The organism is Spirosoma luteolum (genome assembly GCF_054778875.1).
In genome coordinates, this window is sequence record NZ_BAAGZE010000023.1 from 428052 (window position 1) to 448794 (window position 20743).

The 20743-nt window shown below is 58.5% G+C and carries 20 protein-coding genes; 5 read left to right on the top strand and 15 right to left on the bottom strand.

The features are described 5' to 3' along the window. Positions 1 to 3: 3 nt before the first annotated feature. The 5 genes from dxs to lpdA all read right to left on the bottom strand — a co-directional run bounded on the left by dxs (position 4) and on the right by lpdA (position 7448). Positions 4 to 1938 carry a 1-deoxy-D-xylulose-5-phosphate synthase gene (dxs, locus tag ACYVAC_RS22050; RefSeq protein WP_461099986.1) on the bottom strand — a complete coding sequence of 645 codons (1935 nt, stop codon included), beginning with the start codon at positions 1936 to 1938 and terminating at the stop codon, positions 4 to 6. Between the two features lie 196 nt (positions 1939 to 2134). After that, positions 2135 to 3055, bottom strand: a complete 921-nt coding sequence (locus ACYVAC_RS22055) for a rhomboid family intramembrane serine protease (protein WP_461099987.1) — start codon at positions 3053 to 3055, stop codon at positions 2135 to 2137. Between the two features lie 2 nt (positions 3056 to 3057). Further along, positions 3058 to 3837 carry a rhomboid family intramembrane serine protease gene (locus ACYVAC_RS22060; RefSeq protein WP_461099988.1) on the bottom strand — a complete coding sequence of 260 codons (780 nt, stop codon included), beginning with the start codon at positions 3835 to 3837 and terminating at the stop codon, positions 3058 to 3060. Positions 3838 to 3876: 39 nt separating this feature from the next. Then, positions 3877 to 5868, bottom strand: a complete 1992-nt coding sequence (mutL, locus tag ACYVAC_RS22065) for a DNA mismatch repair endonuclease MutL (RefSeq protein WP_461099989.1) — start codon at positions 5866 to 5868, stop codon at positions 3877 to 3879. Between the two features lie 179 nt (positions 5869 to 6047). Then, positions 6048 to 7448: a dihydrolipoyl dehydrogenase gene (gene lpdA / locus ACYVAC_RS22070; RefSeq protein ID WP_461099990.1), complete on the bottom strand. Its 1401-nt coding sequence runs from the start codon at positions 7446 to 7448 to the stop codon at positions 6048 to 6050. Between the two features lie 237 nt (positions 7449 to 7685). Here lpdA and prfB point away from each other — a divergent pair. Both prfB and ACYVAC_RS22080 read left to right on the top strand, forming a co-directional pair. Further along, positions 7686 to 8766, top strand: a protein-coding gene (gene prfB, locus ACYVAC_RS22075; RefSeq protein ID WP_461099991.1) for a peptide chain release factor 2 whose coding sequence is annotated in 2 segments (ribosomal slippage) — positions 7686 to 7745 and positions 7747 to 8766 — 1080 coding nt in all. Because the reading frame shifts where the segments join, the coding sequence is not laid out codon by codon here. Positions 8767 to 8865: 99 nt separating this feature from the next. Then, on the top strand, positions 8866 to 9579 hold the full coding sequence (locus tag ACYVAC_RS22080; protein WP_461099992.1) for an SGNH/GDSL hydrolase family protein: 714 nt from the start codon (positions 8866 to 8868) through the stop codon (positions 9577 to 9579). Here the strand turns inward: ACYVAC_RS22080 and ACYVAC_RS22085 are convergent. The 10 genes from ACYVAC_RS22085 to ACYVAC_RS22130 all read right to left on the bottom strand — a co-directional run bounded on the left by ACYVAC_RS22085 (position 9576) and on the right by ACYVAC_RS22130 (position 18054). Beyond that, positions 9576 to 10280, bottom strand: a complete 705-nt coding sequence (locus tag ACYVAC_RS22085; protein ID WP_461099993.1) for a DUF2306 domain-containing protein — start codon at positions 10278 to 10280, stop codon at positions 9576 to 9578. The genes ACYVAC_RS22080 and ACYVAC_RS22085 overlap by 4 nt on opposite strands. A 134-nt stretch (positions 10281 to 10414) precedes the next feature. Continuing rightward, on the bottom strand, positions 10415 to 11341 hold the full coding sequence (locus ACYVAC_RS22090) for a LytTR family DNA-binding domain-containing protein (protein WP_461099994.1): 927 nt from the start codon (positions 11339 to 11341) through the stop codon (positions 10415 to 10417). Positions 11342 to 11359: 18 nt separating this feature from the next. Continuing rightward, positions 11360 to 11983, bottom strand: coding sequence for a rhomboid family intramembrane serine protease (locus tag ACYVAC_RS22095; RefSeq protein WP_461099995.1), 624 nt, complete (start codon positions 11981 to 11983; stop codon positions 11360 to 11362). Positions 11984 to 12015: 32 nt separating this feature from the next. Continuing rightward, complete coding sequence (locus ACYVAC_RS22100) at positions 12016 to 12987, bottom strand: polyprenyl synthetase family protein (protein ID WP_461099996.1); 972 nt, start codon at positions 12985 to 12987, stop codon at positions 12016 to 12018. A 60-nt stretch (positions 12988 to 13047) separates the two neighbouring features. Beyond that, on the bottom strand, positions 13048 to 13875 hold the full coding sequence (locus tag ACYVAC_RS22105; RefSeq protein WP_461099997.1) for a hypothetical protein: 828 nt from the start codon (positions 13873 to 13875) through the stop codon (positions 13048 to 13050). A gap of 117 nt (positions 13876 to 13992) precedes the next feature. Next, the gene (locus ACYVAC_RS22110) at positions 13993 to 14427 is read right to left on the bottom strand and encodes a nucleoside deaminase (protein ID WP_461099998.1); all 435 of its coding nucleotides are present in this window, start codon (positions 14425 to 14427) and stop codon (positions 13993 to 13995) included. A gap of 142 nt (positions 14428 to 14569) precedes the next feature. Beyond that, positions 14570 to 15157, bottom strand: a complete 588-nt coding sequence (locus tag ACYVAC_RS22115) for a ribonuclease HII (protein WP_461099999.1) — start codon at positions 15155 to 15157, stop codon at positions 14570 to 14572. 3 nt (positions 15158 to 15160) lie between these two features. Continuing rightward, entirely contained in the window at positions 15161 to 16222 is a 1062-nt protein-coding gene (locus tag ACYVAC_RS22120; protein WP_461100184.1) for a VWA domain-containing protein, read from the bottom strand. After that, a complete protein-coding gene (locus tag ACYVAC_RS22125) occupies positions 16222 to 17187 on the bottom strand; it encodes a hypothetical protein (protein ID WP_461100000.1) in 966 nt (321 codons plus the stop codon). The genes ACYVAC_RS22120 and ACYVAC_RS22125 overlap by 1 nt, the downstream gene beginning before the upstream one ends. Continuing rightward, positions 17188 to 18054, bottom strand: a complete 867-nt coding sequence (locus ACYVAC_RS22130; protein WP_461100185.1) for a DUF58 domain-containing protein — start codon at positions 18052 to 18054, stop codon at positions 17188 to 17190. A gap of 83 nt (positions 18055 to 18137) precedes the next feature. On the opposite strand from ACYVAC_RS22130, the gene ACYVAC_RS22135 reads away from it, so the two are divergent. The 3 genes from ACYVAC_RS22135 to ACYVAC_RS22145 all read left to right on the top strand — a co-directional run bounded on the left by ACYVAC_RS22135 (position 18138) and on the right by ACYVAC_RS22145 (position 20727). Continuing rightward, positions 18138 to 18521, top strand: coding sequence for a DUF4296 domain-containing protein (locus ACYVAC_RS22135; protein WP_461100001.1), 384 nt, complete (start codon positions 18138 to 18140; stop codon positions 18519 to 18521). Beyond that, positions 18518 to 19864: a protoporphyrinogen oxidase gene (gene hemG, locus ACYVAC_RS22140; RefSeq protein ID WP_461100002.1), complete on the top strand. Its 1347-nt coding sequence runs from the start codon at positions 18518 to 18520 to the stop codon at positions 19862 to 19864. The genes ACYVAC_RS22135 and hemG overlap by 4 nt, the downstream gene beginning before the upstream one ends. A gap of 74 nt (positions 19865 to 19938) precedes the next feature. Beyond that, a complete protein-coding gene (locus ACYVAC_RS22145; RefSeq protein WP_461100003.1) occupies positions 19939 to 20727 on the top strand; it encodes a polyprenol monophosphomannose synthase in 789 nt (262 codons plus the stop codon). Positions 20728 to 20743 lie beyond the last annotated feature (16 nt).

Here is a 20743-nt window from a genome sequence, read left to right on the forward strand (position 1 = left end):
ATCTTAAACCGTAACCGACCGGCCGGCAAACATGAGTTCCCGAACGGCATCGGCAATACCTTTTGGATCGAAACCACATTCGCGCTGTAGCTCGATCTGTTCGCCATGCTCGATTACTGCGTCGGGGATGCCCAGGCGTTTCACCCGGGCCATGTACCCGTGATCGACCATAAATTCGAGTACGGCGCTGCCAAAACCGCCCATCACGCACCCATCTTCGACTGTAACGACCCGATCGAAACGGCTGAAAATCTGGTGGAGCAGTTCTTCATCGAGGGGCTTCACGTAGCGCATATCGTAGTGTGCCGGCTGAAGCCCTTCCCTGGCGAGCATGGCCGTAGCCTCAACGGCGTAGTTGCCGATATGACCGATGGTCAGAATGGCCACGTCTTCCCCCTCGCTGATAAGCCGGCCCTTCCCGACGGTCTGTTGCTCGAACGGCGTTTTCCAGTTGGGCATCATGCCTTCGCCCCGCGGGTACCGGATCGTAAAGGCCTGCTTACCCTGCTGAATGGCGACCGACTGGGCCGTAAACATCATATTGCGCAGCTCCTGCTCGTTCATGGGGGCCGCAACGATCATGTTGGGCACGCAACGCATGAAAGCGATATCGTAAGCTCCGTGGTGGGTTGGTCCATCGGCACCGGCAAAGCCAGCCCGATCGAGGCAGAAAATCACGGGCAGCTCCTGAATACACACATCGTGAATGACCTGATCATAGGCCCGCTGCATAAACGTCGAGTAGATGTTGCAGAACACCACCTCACCCTGCGTAGCCATACCGGCCGAGAACGTAACGGCGTGTTGCTCGGCAATGCCAACGTCGAACGCTCGCTTCGGCATGGCCTTCATCATGATATTCATCGACGAGCCCGACGGCATGGCTGGCGTAACGCCCACGATACGCGGGTTCTGCTCGGCCAGCTCGACCAGCGTATGCCCAAACACATCCTGGTATTTGGGGGGCTGGGGGGTATCGTACACTTTCTTGGTGATAACGCCGGTTACCTTGTCGAACAAACCGGGCGCGTGCCACTTGGTCTGGTCTTTTTCGGCGGGTCCGTAGCCCTTACCCTTCACGGTCAGCACGTGCAGCAGCTTGGGGCCCGGAATATGCTTGAGGTCGTCGAGGACGCTTACCAGATGATCGATGTCGTGCCCATCGATGGGGCCGAAATAGCGCAGGTGCAGCGATTCGAAAAGGTTGCTCTGATCGAGCAGCGATGATTTCAGACCCGACTCCACCTTCGACACAATCTCCTGCGCACTCTTGCCGAACTTGCTCATTTTACCCAGCAGGTTCCAGACTTCGTCTTTCACCTTGTTGTATGTCTGTGAGGTTGTAATGTCGGTCAGGTACTCGCGCAGCGCCCCTACGTTGGGATCAATGCTCATGCAGTTGTCGTTGAGCACGATCAGCAGATTGCTGTCGGTAGCCCCGGCATGGTTCATACCCTCGAAAGCCTCACCGGCCGTCAGGGCACCATCGCCAATCACGGCAATATGGTTGCGGATCTGGTTGCCCTGCAGCTGCGAAGCCACGGCCATACCCAATGCTGCCGAAATGGATGTGGAGGAGTGCCCCACGCCAAACGAGTCGTATTCGCTCTCTTTGCGTTTGGGGAAACCCGACAGGCCCTTGTAAAAGCGATTGGTGTGAAACCGGTCCCGGCGACCGGTCAGGATCTTGTGCCCATAGGCCTGGTGGCCCACATCCCAGATCAGCTGATCATCAGGTGTATTGAACACATAATGCAGGGCTACGGTCAGTTCGACTACGCCCAGGCTGGCACCGAAATGCCCGCCATACACCGAAACGTCGTCGATGATAAACTGCCGAAGCTCGTCGGCCACCTGCGGCAATCGCGATTTATCGAGCTTGCGAAGATCGTCGGGCGTGTTGATGGTGGCCAGAAGGGCGCCGGGGGTAATCAGCATGGTGATGAGCAAAGAATCGTCTGTGTGACAACAACAAACGGGTACATTACAAAGTTTACCGCGACGGTTTTGCCGGCCCGTTAGGGCCGCGAAAGTACAGCAAAAAAGCCAATTTTATAAATAAACGAAGCCCCTGCCCGTCTGGATTTACCTAAACACGGCAGGGGCTTCTGGTTTTCCAGGGGCGAGGTACGGCTCAGTTCCGCTGACTGGCCCGGAATAGTTTCTGCTTTTCTTCGCGGGTCAGGCTCTCATAACCCGACCGCGAAATTTTGTCCAGAATCGTATCGACCTCATCCTGATCGGGAGCCGTGATTGAACTGCCGCTACCCGACGAAGCGTAACTGCTGGCGGGGGCGCTGGCACTGCTCCGCTGCCGGTACGACACCCGAACAGGCGGTTTGGGACGCACCAGGTTGTTCCAGCCCTGCATAAGCCAGTAAACAGGCCGGCCAATGTCGGTGCCATTCTGCAGCAGCTTTACGTAGCCGAAGCCCAGCAGCGCCCCGCCCAGATGGGCCAGGTGGCCGCCAGCATTGGCGCCTGCCGTTTGCGCAAACGACAGAATGATGAAGAAAAAGACGATGTATTTGATGCGCACAGCGCCGAAAAAAAGCAGGTGAAACGTGTAGTTGGGAAGCAGCGTAGCCGCACCCACGGCTACCGCATAAGCCGCACCCGATGCACCTAGCATGAGGGCGGTACCCGCCTGCGTCTGAAAATACGGAACTGTGTTATAAATGAGCAGGTAGAGCAGACCGCCTGCCAGACCACCCATTACATACAGGCCGACCAGCCGGCGGTTGCCCAGATACTCGTCGATGAGCCGGCCAAACCAGTACAGAAAGAGCATGTTGTACAGGATATGGAAGATATCGTCGTGGGCGAAGAAGTAAGTAAACAGGGTCCAGGGTTTATGCAGAAACGCATCCAGACTCCCCGGTATCATGATCTGCTGCCGAATGAGGTAATAGGCGCCCTCATTCTGCGCCATCGTGAAGCCTACTTTAGCCAGCAACAGCAGCAGAAACACCACGGTGTTGACCAGGATGATCTGCACCAACGTGTTGTTGGGCTTGTTGAATTCGCTCCGAAAATCATCAAACAACCCGCTCATTATCAATAAAACGTTTTCCGTTGTGAATTCCAGTATTTGACCAGTATGTACGCAAATAACATACCACCGATATGGGCAAAATGAGCCACGTTGTCGCCCTGACGCTGATATACCCCCGAGTACAGCTCAATGACTCCGTAGAAGATAACGAAGTACTTCGCTTTGATTGGTATAGGCGGAAACAATAAAAGCAGCTCAGTGTTTGGAAACAGCAGCCCAAACGCCATAATGACGCCGAAAATGGCGCCCGATGCCCCAACCATGGGCTGACTTACCTGCTCCGCGTATATCTTATTGACAATCTGTACGCTTCCCTTCACATAATCGGGGTTGCCGGGCTGCGCCTGGTAGGTATCGATAAACGACGCTACCTGATCGTAATAGGCATTCCCATGCTCGGTCATAAACGCAATGAATCCATCGGGGGTTGGCGCCTGCCGATAATCCCGAACGGCTTCATATACGTCGTGAATTTCGTAATAGTTTACACCCGAGAACAGCAGAGCCGCGCCCAGGCCGCAAAAAAAGTAAAAGAACGTGAACCGCTCACTCCCCCAAAAGCGCTCCAGCATTGGCCCGAACACAAACAAACCGATCATGTTGCTGAAGATGTGGCTGAAGCCCCCGTGCAGGAACATATGCGTCAGCAGCTGAATCGGATTGAACTGGTCGGACAGAAACGAATGCAATCCGTATTGCTGAATGATGGTTTCATTCGTGAAGAAAAAAACGATCACATTCAGAATCAGAATGGCACGAACTACGGGGGTAAGGTTAGACATTGGCGCTCACAGAACAATTTACGTATTTCAGGCCATGCGCTAGCGCAGAAGCCCGGCAATTTTATCCAACGACAAAACCGTCATAACGGGTTCGCCGGAGGGCGTATAACTTGGATTAGCTGACGCAAACAGCTGATCGACCAGAGCCCGCCGTTCGGTCAGGCTCAGGCGCGACACGTGCCGCTGCGAAGCCCGCCGGGCCAGCGACCGCGCCATCGATTCAACCCGGTCGAGTTTGAGCCGGCCGGTATCTTCGCGGAGCTGCGCCAGCAGATTGGCAAACAATTCTTCTTCATTTTCGCCCATGGTCAGCGTTGGAATGCCGCGGACCACAAACGTATTTTGCCCCAGTTCGTCGAACTGGAACCCCAGGTTTACCAGTTCCTCACGCAGGTCGATGGCCAGCTGAAAATCGACGGGCGTAAGCGTCACTGTTTTGGGAAACAGCAGTTGCTGCGACGCGCCGTTGCGCTTGGTCAGCGCCGTATAAAACTGATCGTACAGAATCCGTTCATAGGCCCGGCGCTGATCGATCAGCATCATCCCCGATTTAACCGTTGCCAGCAGGTAGCGGTTTTGAATCTGCACGATATTTTCATCCTCCACCACATCGGGGGCCGTCGACTCATCGCGCTGGTTGACGCGGCTGCCAATCCGGATGGGCTCATCGGCTGCGGGAGCGGGGGTAGCCCGGGCTGGTCCGAGCCAGTCGCCCACGGGGGCTGGCGGTGGTGTTTCGGCCTCGGCAGGTTTATCGGCTACCCCTTCGAAAAGCGCCTGCCAGTTGTTGACCGATGGCTTTTTGGGCACGTCGAAACTGCCGCCGGCCGCCTTGTTGAGCGACTCGTTGCGCAGTGAGGGCCGCTCGGCCCGGGGGGGCGGTGTAGAAGCCGGCGCTGAACTGGCGGGCGTTGCGCCCGCCCAGCTGGGCGAAATGGGCCGGGGCACATCCTGAGCCGCCTGCGATACGGCCTGTGCCAGGCTGCTCCGCCCCCCCGACAGGAAGTTGACGTCGGATTCAAAGTCGAGCGAAGGCGCCAGGTTATAGACCCCCACCGCTTTCCGAACGGCAGCCATCATAATGGCATAGACCGACCGCTCATCGTCGAACTTGATTTCGGTTTTGGTGGGGTGGATGTTGATATCGATGTGGGCCGGGTCGATATCGATAAACAGGACGTAGAACGGGTGACTGCCTTCGGGCAGCGTACCCTCGTAGGCCCCCACAACGGCATGGTGCAGGTAGTTGTGCTTGATGAAGCGATTGTTGACAAAGAAAAACTGCTCGTTGCGGGCTTTCTTGGCCGACTCGGGCTTACCGATGTAACCCCGTACCGTCACATACGGGGTTTGTTCTTCGCACTGATTGAGCTGCTCCCGGTAGCTCTTGCCAAACATGTCGATGATTCGGCGGCTCAGCTTACCGGCGGGCAGGTTATACAGTTCCTGGTCGTTATGAAACAGGGAGAACCCTACTTCCGGATTCGCCAGCGCCACCCGCTGAAACTCGTCGATGATATGGCGCATCTCCACCGAATTTGATTTCAGGAAGTTGCGCCGGGCCGGTACATTGAAAAAGAGGTTCTTGACCAGCAGATTCGTGCCCGGCAGGCACGATACCGATTCCTGCGCTTTCAGATCCGACCCTTCGATCCGGATCAGCGTACCCAGTTCCTCGTCGGCCCGGCGGGTGCGCATCTCAACCTGCGCCACGGCGGCAATCGACGCCAGGGCCTCACCCCGAAATCCCATCGTTTTGATCCGGAACAGATCGTCGGAACTGCGTATTTTCGACGTGGCGTGCCGTTCGAAGCTCATGCGGGCGTCCGTTTCGGTCATGCCCGCCCCATCGTCGATAATCTGAAGCAGGGTACGCCCGGCATCCCGAATAATGACCTGTATCGATTTGGCCTTCGCATCAACCGAGTTTTCGAGCAACTCTTTCACGACCGATGCCGGTCGCTGAACCACCTCGCCAGCCGCAATCTGGTTGGCAATCGAATCAGGCAGCAGTTGAATAACGTTAAGCATACAGGTAAGGGCGCAGGAAGTTAACAGGCGGTGACGCGGCCTGCCCGGATAACAAAATTACGCGAAAAAAGAGCCCCTGCCCAACGCAAAAATCGCGGGGCAGGGGCTTTTCAGTTTGTCGTTTGCCGTTCGTGGTTTTTATGGCAGTGACCCAACGACAAACCACAAACGACAAACCATTACAGGTGTATTGCTTCGCCGTAGGCCGCTTCGGTCGCGTCTTTGATGGCTTCCGACATGGTTGGGTGCGGGTGCACGGTTTTCAGGATCTCTTCGCCGGTGGTTTCGAGCTTGCGGGCGGCTACCACTTCGGCAATCATCTCAGTAACGTTGGTACCGATGAAGTGGGCTCCCAGGAATTCACCGTATTTGGCGTCGAAGATCACTTTCACAAAGCCTTCGGGCGCACCGGCCGCTTTGGCCTTACCCGAGGCCGTGAACGGAAACTTACCTACCTTGAGCTCGTAACCGGCTTCACGGGCGGCTTTTTCGGTGTAGCCAACCGACGCGATTTCGGGCGTGCAGTAGGTACAGCCGGGAATGTTGTTGTAGTTGAGCGGCTCCACGTGGGGCAGCCCGGCAATTTTTTCGATACAGATAATGGCTTCGGCCGAGGCTACGTGCGCCAGCGCCTGCCCTTTCGTTACGTCGCCAATGGCGTAGTAGCCTTCGACACCCGTACGGTAGAAATCGTCGGTCACGATCTTGCCCCGGTCGGTGGCGATACCTACTGCTTCAAGGCCGATGTTCTCGATGTTGGCTACCACACCCGCTGCCGACAGAACGACGTCGACCTCGAAGGTTTTCTCGCCGTCGGGCGTTTTCACAAATACCTTACAGCCTTTACCGCCCGTATCGACCTTCGTCACCTCCGACTTGGTGAAGATGTCGATACCCATTTTCTTGTACTGCTTGGCCAGTTCTTTCGAGATATCCTCGTCTTCGACCGGCACCACGTTGGGCAGAAACTCAATGATGGTCACTTTGGTACCCATGCTGGCGTAGACATAGGCAAACTCAACGCCGATGGCGCCCGAGCCGATCACGAGCATCGTGTCGGGCCGTTTTTCGAGCGTCATGGCCTTACGGTATTCGATCACCTTTTCGCCATCGATGGGAACGGCCGGCAGCTGCCGCGCCCGGCCACCCGTCGCAATGATGATATGCTTGGCTTCGTATTCGGTAACCTTACCGTCTTTATCGGTCACGTCGACTTTTTTACCGGGTTTCACTACACCGTTGCCACTAATGACATCGATCTTGTTTTTCTTCATCAGAAACTGAACCCCTTTGCTCATGCTGTCGGCTACACCGCGGCTCCGCTTTACCACGGCGCCGAAGTCGGCTGTTTTTTCGCCGGACACCGTGATGCCGTAATCGGCCGAATGCTTGATGTATTCAAAGACCTGGGCTGACTTGAGCAGGGCTTTGGTGGGAATGCAGCCCCAGTTGAGGCAAATGCCGCCGAGGCTTTCGCGCTCGATAACGGCCGTTTTCATACCCAACTGCGACGCCCGGATGGCGGCTACATAGCCGCCCGGCCCGCTACCCACAACAATTACGTCGTACTGTGAAGCCATTACGTGAATGAAACTATATGATGAAAACTAAACGAATCAACCTTACTCAGAGAACGCAAAGGTAGGCCGAAAAGTTGATTCGCACCGGCTTACCCCAAATCGGGATCGACCGTTATCATGCGGCTTCCGGAAACCATAGGCCGCGCTGCTTTTGTTCTATCTTTGTCAGACTATACGCACGAAGCCGGCACCCACTGTGCAGGCCTCGGCTGTTCACCAACCACAGACGACAAGTTCATGACAACTGATCAGTTGACCGACTTGAGGGCCAGAGTAGAGGCCCTGAGGGGGTATCTTTGACTACGATAACAAGAAAGAACAGCTAGCCGAGCTCGAACAGCAGACGTTCCAGCCCGAGTTCTGGACCGATGCGGCCCGCGCCGAGGGCGTCATGAAGCAGGTACGGGGGCTGAAAGGCTGGACCAGCAGCTACGAAAAGCTCAATACGCAGTTTGGCGATCTCGAAACGCTCTTCGAATTCTACGAAGCCGGTGAGGTGACCGAAGAGGAGGTCGATGCCGAAGGACGCCGGGTCACGGAAACCCTCGATGAGCTGGAGCTGAAGAAAATGCTCGGCAATGAGGAAGACCAGCTCAGTGCCGTACTCGAAATCAACGCCGGCGCCGGCGGCACCGAAAGTCAGGACTGGGCCGATATGCTCTATCGTATGTATATGCGCTGGGCCGAAAAGCACGGCTACGGACTGAAGCAGGTCGATTACCAGGAGGGCGACACGGCTGGTATCAAGTCGGCGACGATCGAGGTCGACGGGCCGCTGGCCTACGGGTTTCTGAAATCAGAAAATGGTGTGCACCGGCTGGTGCGCATTTCGCCCTTCGATTCCAACGCCCGGCGGCATACCTCGTTCGCGTCGGTATTTGCCTACCCGCTCGTCGACGACACCATCAACATCGAAGTCAACCCGGCCGATATCGACTGGGATACCTTCCGGTCAGGTGGTGCCGGTGGCCAGAACGTCAACAAGGTCGAGACGGCCGTGCGGCTGCGGCACAAACCCTCGGGCCTGATCATCGAGTGCCAGCAGGAACGCAGCCAGCTGCAAAACAAAGAAGTGGCCATCCGACTGCTGAAGTCGAAACTCTACGAGATCGAAGTGCAGAAGCGCAACGCGGCCCGGGCCGAGGTTGAAGCCGGCAAGCAGAAAATCGAGTGGGGCTCGCAGATCCGGTCGTATGTGCTCGACGACCGGCGCGTGAAAGACCACCGCACCGGCCACCAGACCTCCAACACCGATGCGGTGCTCGATGGCGACATCGACCCGTTCATTAAAGCGTTTCTGCTCGAACAGGAAAGCTAACCGGCCGCTCGTGTGCGGCTAACAAATCAACCCGGCCACTGCCTTACATCCAGCGGTCGGGTTGGTTCGTTTATACAGCCATTGGCCTTTATATTCGCTATGCGTTTTTCGTTTTTATCCCCGTTCCTGCTGATTTTGTTGCTCCTGGCCTGCCGCCAGCCCGTCATGACCAGTTCTGTTATGATTACCAACCCCAGCGCCCCCCAGTCGGCCGTTTCGTACCTGGCCCTCGGCGATTCGTACACCATTGGCGAAAGCGAAACAGCCGCCAACCGCTGGCCCGTTCAGCTGGCCGGTATGCTGCGGCAGTCGGGCCTCGACGTGGGCGACCCCGACATTATTGCCCGCACCGGCTGGACCACTGGCGAGCTGCAGGATGCCATCCGGGTCGCCAACAATACCAAAACTTACGGGCTTGTATCGCTCCTGGTCGGGGTCAACAACCAGTACCGCAACCAGTCGCAGAGCACGTACCGAACGGAGTTTCGGGCGCTGCTGCAAACCGCCATTCAGTTTGCCGGCGGTAAGGCTGGCCGGGTGGTGGTTCTCTCGATTCCGGACTGGGGCCAGTCGCCCTACGCGCAGGGCCGCGACACGCGGCAGATCGGCAGCGATATCGACGCCTTCAATGCCATTGCGGCCGACGAGTGCCGGCAGGCGGGCGTGGCCTTCGTCGACATTACGCCCATCACCCGGCAGGCAGCCGGCAATACAGGCCAGTTTGCCAGCGATGGGCTGCACTACTCCGGCGCGCAGATGAGGCAGTGGGCCGATAAAGCCCTGCCCGTAGTGAAACAGTTGCTCAGCCGCTAGGCAACCGCCGGCCGGGCATCTGACCGCGGTCCGGTCTTTTGCCGGTATCCACTGATGGTGCGCGCAATCAGCAGCCCCCCAACCAGCGAGGGTGCAATCCAGCCTGCGGTCTGTACCCAGTCGGGGGCGCTGGCGGGCAGCATCCGATACATGTTGTTGACCAGGAAAGCGGTGAACGTGGCAATATAGGAGCCACCCATGCGGGCAATGTGCGTATAGAACCAGTGCATTTTTTCGGGCGTGCGGCCAAAGCCAGCTACGTCGCGCCGGGCAAACGACAGGGTCAGAAAGCCGAAGAACAGAAACACGATCGGGAAGAACGTAACCCCGTTGCGAATGGTCAGGTAAGCGCCGAAGCCAATCATGGCCAGACTGACCGCCAGCGTTACGTAGCTGAGCACCTGATCGGCCAGCACCGGCCCCGTTTTCTTCTGCCTGGTCGACCGCCAGCCCGTCATGCACAGGTAAAAGCTAAACACGGCAATGCCGGTCAGGAAAAGACGCAGCATCTTGAATGGCTGCAGGCCACACAGCATCAGCGCCGTAATGGCCACGATAATCATACACCAGACGTAAACGATACCGCTGCCATTGTGCAGGCGGGCGCCTTTTTTGGCGAACATGGCCACCAACCCGACAAGCAGGGCAAGGGTACCGGCCAATACGTGAATGATGGTGGTGAGCAGGACGAGGGTTTGCATAACTGTTTCGGTTGCGATTGACAGCAGCAAACGTAGGGCGTATTGGAGACCTGGTCCAGTTCAAAGGGGCAAACGGCACAGTTTGGGGCGTTTGGCAGGCCCCGGCGGTGGTTGGGACAAACGGGAGGGGCCAATTACAACCGTTTCAGATCGGCCACCAGCGTGTCGTTGTACTGGCGCGACACCGGCACCACCAGCTGGCTATCGAGCAGGTGCAGCTTATAGCCCTGCGCATTGCCCGTAACCCGCTCAACCCGGTCGAGGTTGACCACGTAGGACCGGTGGCACCGTACATAGGGCTGTCGGTTGTCGGGCAAACGCTGTGCGTCGATCTGCCCCTGCAGCCGACTCAGGCTACTGCGCAGCAACATCCGCCCCAGTTGCCCCTGCCGATCGAACAGGACAGTGCAGTAGTTATCGCTCGACTCGACCGCCAGCAAGTCAGTGGGCACCATGTCGACCTGATCTTTCCCGTTATCGGCCACGAGCGTCAGCCTTGCTGGCAGGTCGTTGGGTACCGGGGAGCCAGCCGGGTCGTTTGTCGGTGTGCCCGTCGTGATCGGCCCATGCGTCGGCACGGCCAGGGTCGCGGCTGCCTGGCTATATTTTTTCAGCCGGCCGATATAACTCAGCAGTACCGTTCCCGTTACCGGGAATACACCCACCAGCGCCGTAATGAGCACGGTAGATAGCCAGCTCATACCCGACGTTGGGTACCCATCGAGCCGGAGCAACGTTTCGAGGTAAAATCGGTTGGCCACCGCAATGAGCAGCACGTTGACCGTAATCAGCAGGATTTCGCGCCCTACCGTCCAGCGCCGGTCTGTGAACTGACCCGGCCACAGGCGGGGCATGCCCACAAAGACAAGGCTGGTTACCACGAACGTGACCAGCCCAAACCCCATCACTTTAACCGCCTTGCCGGCCGTTTGCCAGTGGCTAATGCCAAATGGCTGAAAGGCCAGCAGAAAAAGCCCCACAAATAAGCCGATCAGCGCGGCCCGCCCCAGCTGGTAGCGCAGTCGGTCTTCGAATGGATAGGGTTGGTTCAGCAGCGACATGGCGGCAGGTCAGGCCAATCAGAACAGGCGCCAGTTAGCAATCTGCCCGAAAAAGTCGCCCACCACCGGCGGATACACCGCAATCATGAACAGAATACCGAACAGGGCACCGTAGAAATGGGCATCGTGGTTGACCCGTCCCCGGTTCTGCTTCGACTCGTAGTACGAATAAGCCAGGTACAGCCCCCCGAAAATAAAGCCCGGGATACCGATGGGGATGAAGTACATGTAAATTTTGGTGAGCGGGTAGAACAGAATGGCGGCAAACAGCACCGACGAAACGCCCCCCGATGCTCCCAGCGAGTTATAGCCGGGATCGTTGCGGTGCTTCAGGAAGCTCGGTATATCCGACACGATGATACCCGCCACGTAGAACCCGATCAGGTACAGCGGTCCCGTTTGCCCAAACAGGGCGTAGAACACCTGCTCGATCGGCCCACCGAAAAAATACAGGCTGAGCATATTGAAAAACAGATGCCCCCAGTCGGCGTGCAGAAAGCCCGAGGTCAGCAGGCGGTAATACTCGCCCCGGCTGCTGACCCGGTACGGATTCATGATCCAGCGATCCATCAGGGCCGGATTGTTCCAGGCCAGCAGGCTGATGATAACGGTAACGGCAATAATAATCAGGATGGTGCTCATGCGGATGGAGATATCGGTACCGATGCTGAGCGTTAGCTTTCGCGCTCGATCAACTGTTTGGTGAACTCGATCAGGATAGCCTTACGGGCTGGGTCGGCGGCTACCCGGTCGAAACTGGCGAAGCCCCGCGCAAAGTACGCATCGATCTGGTCTTCGGTACGCTGCCGGATGCCCAGCTGATCGTAGATGGCCGTAACGGCCCGTACTTTCTCGTCGCGGTCGAAATCGGTGCGCCGGAGCCAGTCGGTCAGTTCGTCGCGAACCGGCCCCGTCGCCAGATCAAGGGCTTCGATCAGCAGAAATGTTTTTTTGTTGGCCAGAATATCGCCCCCCACCTGTTTACCAAACTTGGCCGGGTCGCCATACACATCGAGCAAATCGTCTTTCAGCTGAAACCCGATGCCGATGTTGACGCCGGTTTCGTAGAGGAGGCCGCTCGTGGCTTGGTCGACGCCGGCCACCAGCCCCCCCAGTTCGAGCGCCAGACCCAGCAGAACCGACGTTTTGAGCCGAATCATGTCGATGTATTCGGCTTCCGTAACGTCCCAGCGGGTTTCAAAATTCATATCGAACTGCTGGCCCTCGCACACTTCGGCCGCCGTGCGGCTAAAGCGGGTCATGGCACGCGGTAGTTTCTCGGGGTCGATACCAAGCAGCAGCTCAAAGGCATTGACCAGCATTACATCACCCGACAGAATCGCGGTGTTAGGATTCCATTTCTCATGCACCGTAGGCTGGCCCCGGCGCAGGGGTGCCTGGTCCATGATATCATCGTGCATAAGCGTGAAGTTGTGAAACACTTCGATGGCGAGCGCCGGCCGCACGGCTTTCTGCCAGTCGTCGGTAAAGAGGTAGGCCGCCATGAGCGTCATGAGGGGGCGCATTCGTTTGCCACCGAGGCCCATGATGTAGCGGATCGGTTCGTAAAGTTCGGCTGGCTGCTGCCCGTATGACGTATGGTTGAGTTCGGTTTGAAGGGCGTTGATAAACGTCGAAGGACTCATTCGGATGTGGCGCGGGGGCCCGGGTTTGGGCTCAAAAATAAGCGAAAAGACCCCAAAACCCTAACCCCGGCGCCACCGGCGGTTGGTACGCAGCAGGGGGGTGTCGAGCACATAAACCAGCCGACCCGTCAGGGTCATATACCCGTCTTTGCGACCCGGATTGCCCCGGTTGTTGCTGTTGCGCTGGGGGCTCAGCCCGATTTCGGTGCGTCGGTCGCTGAGGGCTGCTGCCAGCGGATTGGCCGGCGTTTCGGCCGGATACATCGTACTGACATCGTCGAGGTAATCGCTGCCCACGTGGGTGTAGGCAGCCTCGGCCATGACCCGCATCCGGGCGCCGGTCCAGATGGGCAGGCCAACGCCATAGCGCAGCAGGGGGGCCAGCCGGTTATAGGCGACGCCTTCGGTATGCAGCGGGGCCAGGCTGTAGCTGTGGCCCTGGTAGATCGCGCGGGGCGTCATGTAGGTAACGCCCAGGCCCACAAAACCGTAGGGAATCCGCGACCGGTTTGGGTCGTCGATGGGCCACAAATCGACCTGCACCCCCGCCCAGAGGTCGGGATTGATACTGTAGAACGACAGGTTCTTGTAATAGTTGCGCGTATTGCGGTGGCTGCCCCGGAGGTAATACAGCTGCGCTTCGGCCCGTAGACTCAACCGGGTCGACAGCCGGTGGGCCACGGCGACATCGATGGTCGCGCCCATAGCCATGCGCCGGTAGTTCCCCATCACCGACAGGTCACCGGCATAGTGCGTAGTGCCCAGCCCTACGTTGAGTTGCCATGTTCCAATGCCATCGCGAAAGAGGCTGGCGCGCTGGGCGGAGGAGGTGGAGGAAAGTAGAAAAAGGGCTCCGAAGAGGCATACCGTGTGTCGAGTAAATCGCAATGGGTTTGTCCGTTACGGCTGTATACCCACCAGTCGACAGACAGTGGCTCCTGTTGAGCCCTACCCGGTCGCCGGCAGATTACCAGAAGCGACCGGGTCTCTCATGGTATCGTAACCTTATAATTCACCGATATCTTCGTGCCAAAGTGTCGGTTTTTCGGCAATAAATTCATTCATCATGATTACACACTCGGGCAAATCGAGATCAATGACCTCAACGCCATGTGATTCCATGAAGGCCCGCGCGCCCGGAAACGTCCGCGACTCGCCTACGATCACTTTCGGAATTTTAAACTGCACAATGGTTCCGGCACACATATAGCAGGGCATCAGGGTGGAGTAAATAACCGTATCACGAAACGAGCCCACCCGCCCGGCATTGTTGAGGCAGTCCATTTCGCCGTGCAGAATAGGATTGTCTTCCTGAACACGCTTGTTGTGGCCCGAGGCCACTAGTTTTCCCTGCTTTACCAGTGCGGAGCCAATCGGGATACCCCCCTCGGCGCGGCTTTTCCGGGCCTGCCGGATAGCCTCTTCCATAAATTCGTCCATCGTGTTGATTGTCTGTTTAGACGGGTAAATTTTCAGCCTACAGTATTCTGTTTGCCGTGGTGCTGGCCGTTCGTTGCCGGTACCGGCGGCTTAAATTACGAATGTCGGTTCTTAAACCGAGCCCTGTAAACTGAATACGGCCTTAAAACCGGAAACTCATGCGGTGATGTTGGGTGGGACCAAACTGCCGGATGGCCTCGCGGTGGAGCGGGGTGGGATAGCCCGCGTTCTGCGCCCAGCCGTAGGCCGGGAACTCGACGCCCAGCTGCTCCATCAGTTCATCCCGATACGTCTTGGCCAGTACCGATGCAGCTGCGATAGACAGGTAATGCGCGTCGCCCTTGATAATGCAGGTATGCGGAATCATCGGAAACGGCACAAACCGGTTGCCATCCACCAGCAGATGGGCCGGGTGGGGCTGATTGGGGCGGGCCAGCAACTGATCGACCGCCCGGTGCATGGCCAGAAACGAAGCCTTCAGAATATTGATGCGGTCGATGTCGGCGGACGACACCTCGGCGATGGCCCAGTTGAGGGCATCCCGCTCGATGTCGAGCCGGACCCGGTCGCGCTGCCGGCGCGTCAGCTGCTTCGAATCGTTCAGTACGGGGTGGGTATAGTCGGGCGGGAGTATTACCGCGGCCGCGACGACTGGCCCGGCCAGGCATCCCCGCCCCACCTCGTCGAGACCAGCTTCGATGGTGTTGGCCGCGTAACAGGATTTCAGCATCGGTTAATCTTCAAGTACATTGCCAAAAATGGTGACTTTCAGGCCCATCACGACCAGCAGAAACAGGACACCCCAGTAGAGATAGACCCGGTAGTAGTCGCGGACGTCTTCGTATACCCGAACCCGAACCGGCGATTTCTCCAGCCGGTCGATCTGCCGGAACACCGCTTCGAGCCGCCGGGCATCGGCCGCCCGGAAAAAGCTCCCCCCGCCCAGGCTGGCAATGGTCTTCAGAATACCCTCATCGACCGTTGTTGAGGCCCCGGCCTGCTGCACGGGTGGGCGACCCACGGCAATCGAGTAGATACGAATACCAAAGGCACGGGCCAGTCGGGCGGCCGTAACGGGGTCGAGGTTGCCCGCCGTGTTGTCGCCATCGCTCAGCAAAATGACCACGCGGCTGCGCTCGGGCGCTGGGTGGAGGGAGTCGACCGGAAGCCCGTCGGGGTCGCGCATCCGGTTGATACAGCGCGCCAGCGCATCGCCGATGGCCGTGCCGGACGTGCGGATCATGCGATCATTCAGCCCGCTCAGGTATTCATTGAGCAGGGTATAATCGGTCGTGAGGGGGCACAGCGAAAACGCTTCGCCGGCAAACACCACCAGCCCAATCCGATCGTTCTGGCGCCCCCGGATAAAGCGCTGGGCCAGCCGCCGGGCCACTACCAGCCGGTTGGGGGGCAAGTCGGTTTCGGTCATCGACGCCGATACGTCCATGGCCAGCATAATGTCGATACCCTGCGCCTGTTCTTCGCGTTTTTCCCGCACCAGCTGCGGCCGGGCCAGTGCCACTAGTAATAGACTTACCGCCAGCACCATCGACAGGGGCAACAGGTACCGCAGCCCCCCCACCAGCCGCTGGAGAAACGAGTTGTAGGTCAGATCGGCGTCGCGGCCATTACTACCCGACAAGACAAGCTGCTGCCGGGTACTGCGGTACAGGTATTGCCGGAGCAGCATCAGTACCGGTGTAATTGGTATGAAGTAGAGCGCCAGCGGGTAGGCAAACCGAAACTGCTGCCAGACCGACGGGCTAAACCAGCGCAATGAAAACCAGGCATCCATCATAGCGTCGGGTTGGTTTCGGCGGGCGCGTTGGGCGCCAGCGGCTGATCGTGTAACCGAATCTGTTGGCGTCGGCGCAGATACGTTTGTTCGGCCACATCGCGCAGCACGCGCAGCGAAGCCGCCGACTCAAGCGAAAAAGCCCCGCCGTAGATCATGCGGTCGGCGGTGCGCAGGGCATCGGCCACGCGGTCGTCGCCCGTGCGATCGGCAATTTCGGAGGTTGTCAGGGCGGCATAACTCTGCCCTTCCAGCTGTTCCATATACGCTTTCCAGGCTACAATCAGCTGGTTGGCCGTTTCGGCTACCGTCTCGCTGTTGAGCAGCGACGCCAGCCGATCGTGTTCGGCCAGGTAGCGGCTATGCCGCCGGCTCAGTCGGAACAGTCGCCACTGGCGCTGCAGAGCCCGGCCGAAAAACACCAGCACGATACCCACCACCAGGCTCAGCAGCAGCACCGCCGTAGCCAGGCGGGGGTAGTTGAACTGCTGCTGCAACGGGGCCAGCTGCGTGGCCGTCGACAGGGCGCGGGGGGCTGTCGAGGCAGCGCCGGCCGTTTGTAAGCGCGAACGCAGAAACACCGTGTCGGGTGTGGCCAGCAGCGCCGTACAGTCGGTCGCATTGACCAGCCGGACGGGTACGCCCAGCCACTGCAGCGAATCGACCGAAAACGAAACGAGGGTGTACACGGCGCTGTCGCGGCTCAGGTTGCCGGTCGTCAGCGTGGGCGTTACGGTCAGGTCGGTGACCCGAAAGGGCCGAAAATGCTGACTGGTATCGGGAAACAGCACATCTACTTTGGGGTCGTGCCGGTAGGTCAGGCTGTACTGAAACGGGCGACCGATTTCGATGGTATCGGTCAGAAACTGCCCCACCGGCAGCCCGGCCGGACGCGGCTGCCCGGCCCCGCTCAAACTGAGCAGGCACAGGAGTACGCCCGGAAACCATCGAATCAGCCGCTGCATTTACTGGTATTTACGAATCCGGAACAGCTCGACCAGCTTCGGCACAAAGTCCTCCTGCGAATCGAGCGCCAGGTAATTGGCATTGTATTGCCGGCACAGCCGCTCCAGCGCCTGCTGGCTCCGTCGGAACGAGTCGCGCAGGCGGGTACGGAACAGCACCGACGAGGTGTTGACCCAGCTGACCCGCCCCGTTTCGGTGTCGTGAACGGGTACGATGCCGAGCCGGGGCAGATTTACTTCCCGCTGATCGTAGAGATGAACCACCACCAGGTCGTGTTTGCGGGCCAGCGCTTTCAGGTTGTGCTCGTAGCCGGTATCGATAAAGTCAGATAGCAGAATGACCACGCTCCGGCGCTTGAGGTTGTTCAGCGTAAACAGCAGCGCATCGGCCAGGTTGGTGCGGGTCGACTGGGGCTGGAGCTTAAACAGACTCAGAATCAGCTGATAGCCCGTTTTCATGCTGCTCGACGGCTTGATGTAGCACTCCTTCTGATCGGAGAAACAGTAGAGCCCCACATGGCTGGCCTCGCGGATGGCCGACATGGCCAGCACGCCACACACGTCGCGCGTGGCGTCGAGTTTCACCCGTCCGCGCGGGCCCACCTGCTGCGATGCGCTCACATCGACCACAAAAAAGACGGTCTGGTCTTTCTCCTCCCGAAACACCTTGACAAACGTACCGTGGCCCTTCGACGACACGTTCCAGTCGATAGCCCGCACGTCGTCGCCGTACTGGTAGGTACGCAGGTCGCTGAACTCCAGCCCCGTACCTTTGAATACCGACCGAAACGAGCCGCGCATCTGCGAATTGACCGCTTTACGAATCTGAATGTCGAAGTTTCGGATCCGGGCCAGAAACTCATCGATCAGCATCTGACGTTAGGCTTTTTTAACTGGTGAACCCGAACTTTGCCCGCCGGGATTGGCTTACAAAACTAAGGTTAAATTCCATGTACAGACTCCTGCTCACCCAAACCGCCCGCTACGGCTGGCTGCTGCTCAGCCTGGTCATGCTGCTGGCCTGCGAAGCCCCGGAAGACAAACGGCCCGACGACGTGATTCCGGAAGACCGCATGGCCAATATTCTGACTGAGATTCATCTGATCGAAGCGCGGGTTAATCGCTTTGCCCTCCCCTCCGGCGACTCGTCGCGGGCGCTCTACAAACACCTTGAGGGTCAGCTCTTCCGCCGGATGAAAGTCGACACAGCGACGTATTCACGGAGCTACATTTTTTATTCCTCGCATCCGAAAGAGATGCAGCGTATTTACGAATCGGTGGTCGACCAGCTGAAGAAAAAAACCGGACAGGCCGACACCCTCCGACAATCATGAGCATTGGCATCATTGGCGCCGGCATCTCGGGCCTGACCCTGGCCCACGAGCTGCAGCAACGTGGTATCGACTACCAGCTGTGGGAAGCCACCGACCGCCCCGGCGGCTACATCCGCTCCAGCCGGCGAACCGGCCCCGACGGACAGTCGTACCTGATCGAAGAGGGGCCCAACTCCATGCTGGGCGATGCCGACCTGCTGCGCTGGATCGACAGCCTGGGCCTGACGCCCCACCTGGTCAGGAGTAACCCCGTCAGCAAAGCCCGCTACATATACCGCAACGGAAGATATCGCCAGCTGCCCGGCTCCCCCCCATCGCTGCTGTTTGGCGGCTTTTTCAGCTGGTCGACCAAGCTGGCTGCCCTGCGCGAACTAACCAACAAAACCACCTCGCCCCCCGGCGAAACGCTCGGGCAGTTTTTCCGGCGCCGGTTTTCGGCCGAAGTCGTCGATTATGCGCTGGGGCCTTTTGTGGCCGGTATCTACGCCGGCGACCCTGAGCAACTGCTGGCAGCTGAAACGTTTCCGAGCTTGCTGGCGTATGAGCAGACATACGGCTCGGTACTGCGCGGACTCATCAAAAACCAGTCGGCAACGGGCCGGCGCGAATCGTTCAGCTTTCAGGATGGCGTTCAGATGCTGCCCGATGCGCTGGCGGCCGGTTTGCGCAACCTGTCGCTGCAAATGCCCGTGTCGCACATCGAGCCGCGGGGCAGTGGCTGGCAGGTTACTACAGCCGCGGGCACTACGCAGGTCGATGAGCTGGTGCTGGCCGTTGGCACCGGCGCGGCCGCGCGCCTGCTGGCCCCTCACCAGCCGGCACTGGCCGAGTCCCTGTCGGCGGTTGCCTACCCGCCCATGACGGGCGTGTACTCGGTTTATAAACGGGCCGACGTGCAGCATCCGCTCGATGGGTTCGGGGGCCTCAACCCGAAGGTGGAAGGGCAGTTTTCGGCGGGCCACATCTGGAGCAGTTCGGTATTTGCCGGTCGCTGCCCCGACGATGAGGTTTTGTTTACGACCTTTGTGGGCGGTCAGCAGGGCGTTGAACAGGCCCGGCAGCCCGACGAGGTGGTACGGCAGCGGGTCCATCAGGAACTGGTCAGTGGCTTCGGTATTCGCGCAGCGGGCCCCGTCTGGCAGTCGATCTACCGTTGGGAGCGCGCCATTCCGCAGTACGACCAGCGCATTGCCACCGTGCGGAAACAGGTTGACGGCCTGACCGATAACCGGCTGCACGTGTGTGCCAACTGGTACGGGGGGGTGTCGCTGTCCGACTGCATCGGCAAGGCACGTCGGCTGGCCAACGAGCTGACCGCTAAGCCTTTGATTAACAATTTTTAACGCGTATTTTGTATAGAAAAAGCAGCAGCTGCTGTTATTTTCCTATATACTTCGCTTGCCAATCCGTCACTCCCGTGAAAGAACGTCTGGTTGTTATTCCCACCTACAACGAAATTGAGAACATCGAGGCCATTATCCGGAAGGTTTTCAGTTTACCGGTTTCCTTCGATGTGCTCATTGTCGACGACGGGTCGCCCGACGGCACCGCCCAGCGGGTGCGCGACCTGCAGGAGGAGTACAATCCCCGCTTGTTTTTGCTGGAGCGACGGGGTAAGCTGGGCCTCGGCACCGCCTATATCGATGGTTTCAAGTGGGCGCTCTCGCGGGGCTACCAGTACCTGTTCGAGATGGATGCCGACTTCTCGCACAATCCCAACGACCTCATCAACCTCTACAACGCCTGCGCCGAGCCCGGCCCCGATGGGCACCGGGCCGATGTGGCCGTTGGCTCGCGTTATATCCGGGGGGTCAACGTGGTGAACTGGCCCATGGGGCGGGTACTGATGTCGTATTTTGCGGGTGTGTACGTCCGGTTCATCACCGGCATGTCGATTATGGATCCCACGGCGGGCTTCGTCTGCTATCGGCGCGATGTACTCGAAGTGATTCTGCATAACCCCATCAAGTTCGTGGGTTATGCTTTCCAGATCGAAATGAAGTTTACGTGCTGGAAATACGGCTTCCGCATTGCCGAGGTACCCATCATTTTCACCGATCGCACCAAAGGCGTGTCGAAAATGTCGTCCAAGATTTTCAAAGAAGCGGTGTTTGGCGTGCTGCAGATGAAAGTCAGCAGTTTCTTTCGCCACTACATTCCGCGCCGGCAGGCAGCCCGCTCCGAAGAGCCGGTCGATGCCCTCTAGACAGCCGCGATCAATA

Coding starts and splice junctions, on each gene's coding strand:
- dxs (WP_461099986.1), bottom strand. CDS start 1,938: ATGCTGATTACCCCCGGCGCCCTTCTGGCCACCATCAACACGCCCGAC.
- ACYVAC_RS22055 (WP_461099987.1), bottom strand. CDS start 3,055: ATGAGCGGGTTGTTTGATGATTTTCGGAGCGAATTCAACAAGCCCAAC.
- ACYVAC_RS22060 (WP_461099988.1), bottom strand. CDS start 3,837: ATGTCTAACCTTACCCCCGTAGTTCGTGCCATTCTGATTCTGAATGTG.
- mutL (WP_461099989.1), bottom strand. CDS start 5,868: ATGCTTAACGTTATTCAACTGCTGCCTGATTCGATTGCCAACCAGATT.
- lpdA (WP_461099990.1), bottom strand. CDS start 7,448: ATGGCTTCACAGTACGACGTAATTGTTGTGGGTAGCGGGCCGGGCGGC.
- ACYVAC_RS22080 (WP_461099992.1), top strand. CDS start 8,866: ATGCGTTTTTCGTTTTTATCCCCGTTCCTGCTGATTTTGTTGCTCCTG.
- ACYVAC_RS22085 (WP_461099993.1), bottom strand. CDS start 10,280: ATGCAAACCCTCGTCCTGCTCACCACCATCATTCACGTATTGGCCGGT.
- ACYVAC_RS22090 (WP_461099994.1), bottom strand. CDS start 11,341: ATGTCGCTGCTGAACCAACCCTATCCATTCGAAGACCGACTGCGCTAC.
- ACYVAC_RS22095 (WP_461099995.1), bottom strand. CDS start 11,983: ATGAGCACCATCCTGATTATTATTGCCGTTACCGTTATCATCAGCCTG.
- ACYVAC_RS22100 (WP_461099996.1), bottom strand. CDS start 12,987: ATGAGTCCTTCGACGTTTATCAACGCCCTTCAAACCGAACTCAACCAT.
- ACYVAC_RS22110 (WP_461099998.1), bottom strand. CDS start 14,427: ATGGACGAATTTATGGAAGAGGCTATCCGGCAGGCCCGGAAAAGCCGC.
- ACYVAC_RS22115 (WP_461099999.1), bottom strand. CDS start 15,157: ATGCTGAAATCCTGTTACGCGGCCAACACCATCGAAGCTGGTCTCGAC.
- ACYVAC_RS22120 (WP_461100184.1), bottom strand. CDS start 16,222: ATGGATGCCTGGTTTTCATTGCGCTGGTTTAGCCCGTCGGTCTGGCAG.
- ACYVAC_RS22125 (WP_461100000.1), bottom strand. CDS start 17,187: ATGCAGCGGCTGATTCGATGGTTTCCGGGCGTACTCCTGTGCCTGCTC.
- ACYVAC_RS22135 (WP_461100001.1), top strand. CDS start 18,138: ATGTACAGACTCCTGCTCACCCAAACCGCCCGCTACGGCTGGCTGCTG.
- hemG (WP_461100002.1), top strand. CDS start 18,518: ATGAGCATTGGCATCATTGGCGCCGGCATCTCGGGCCTGACCCTGGCC.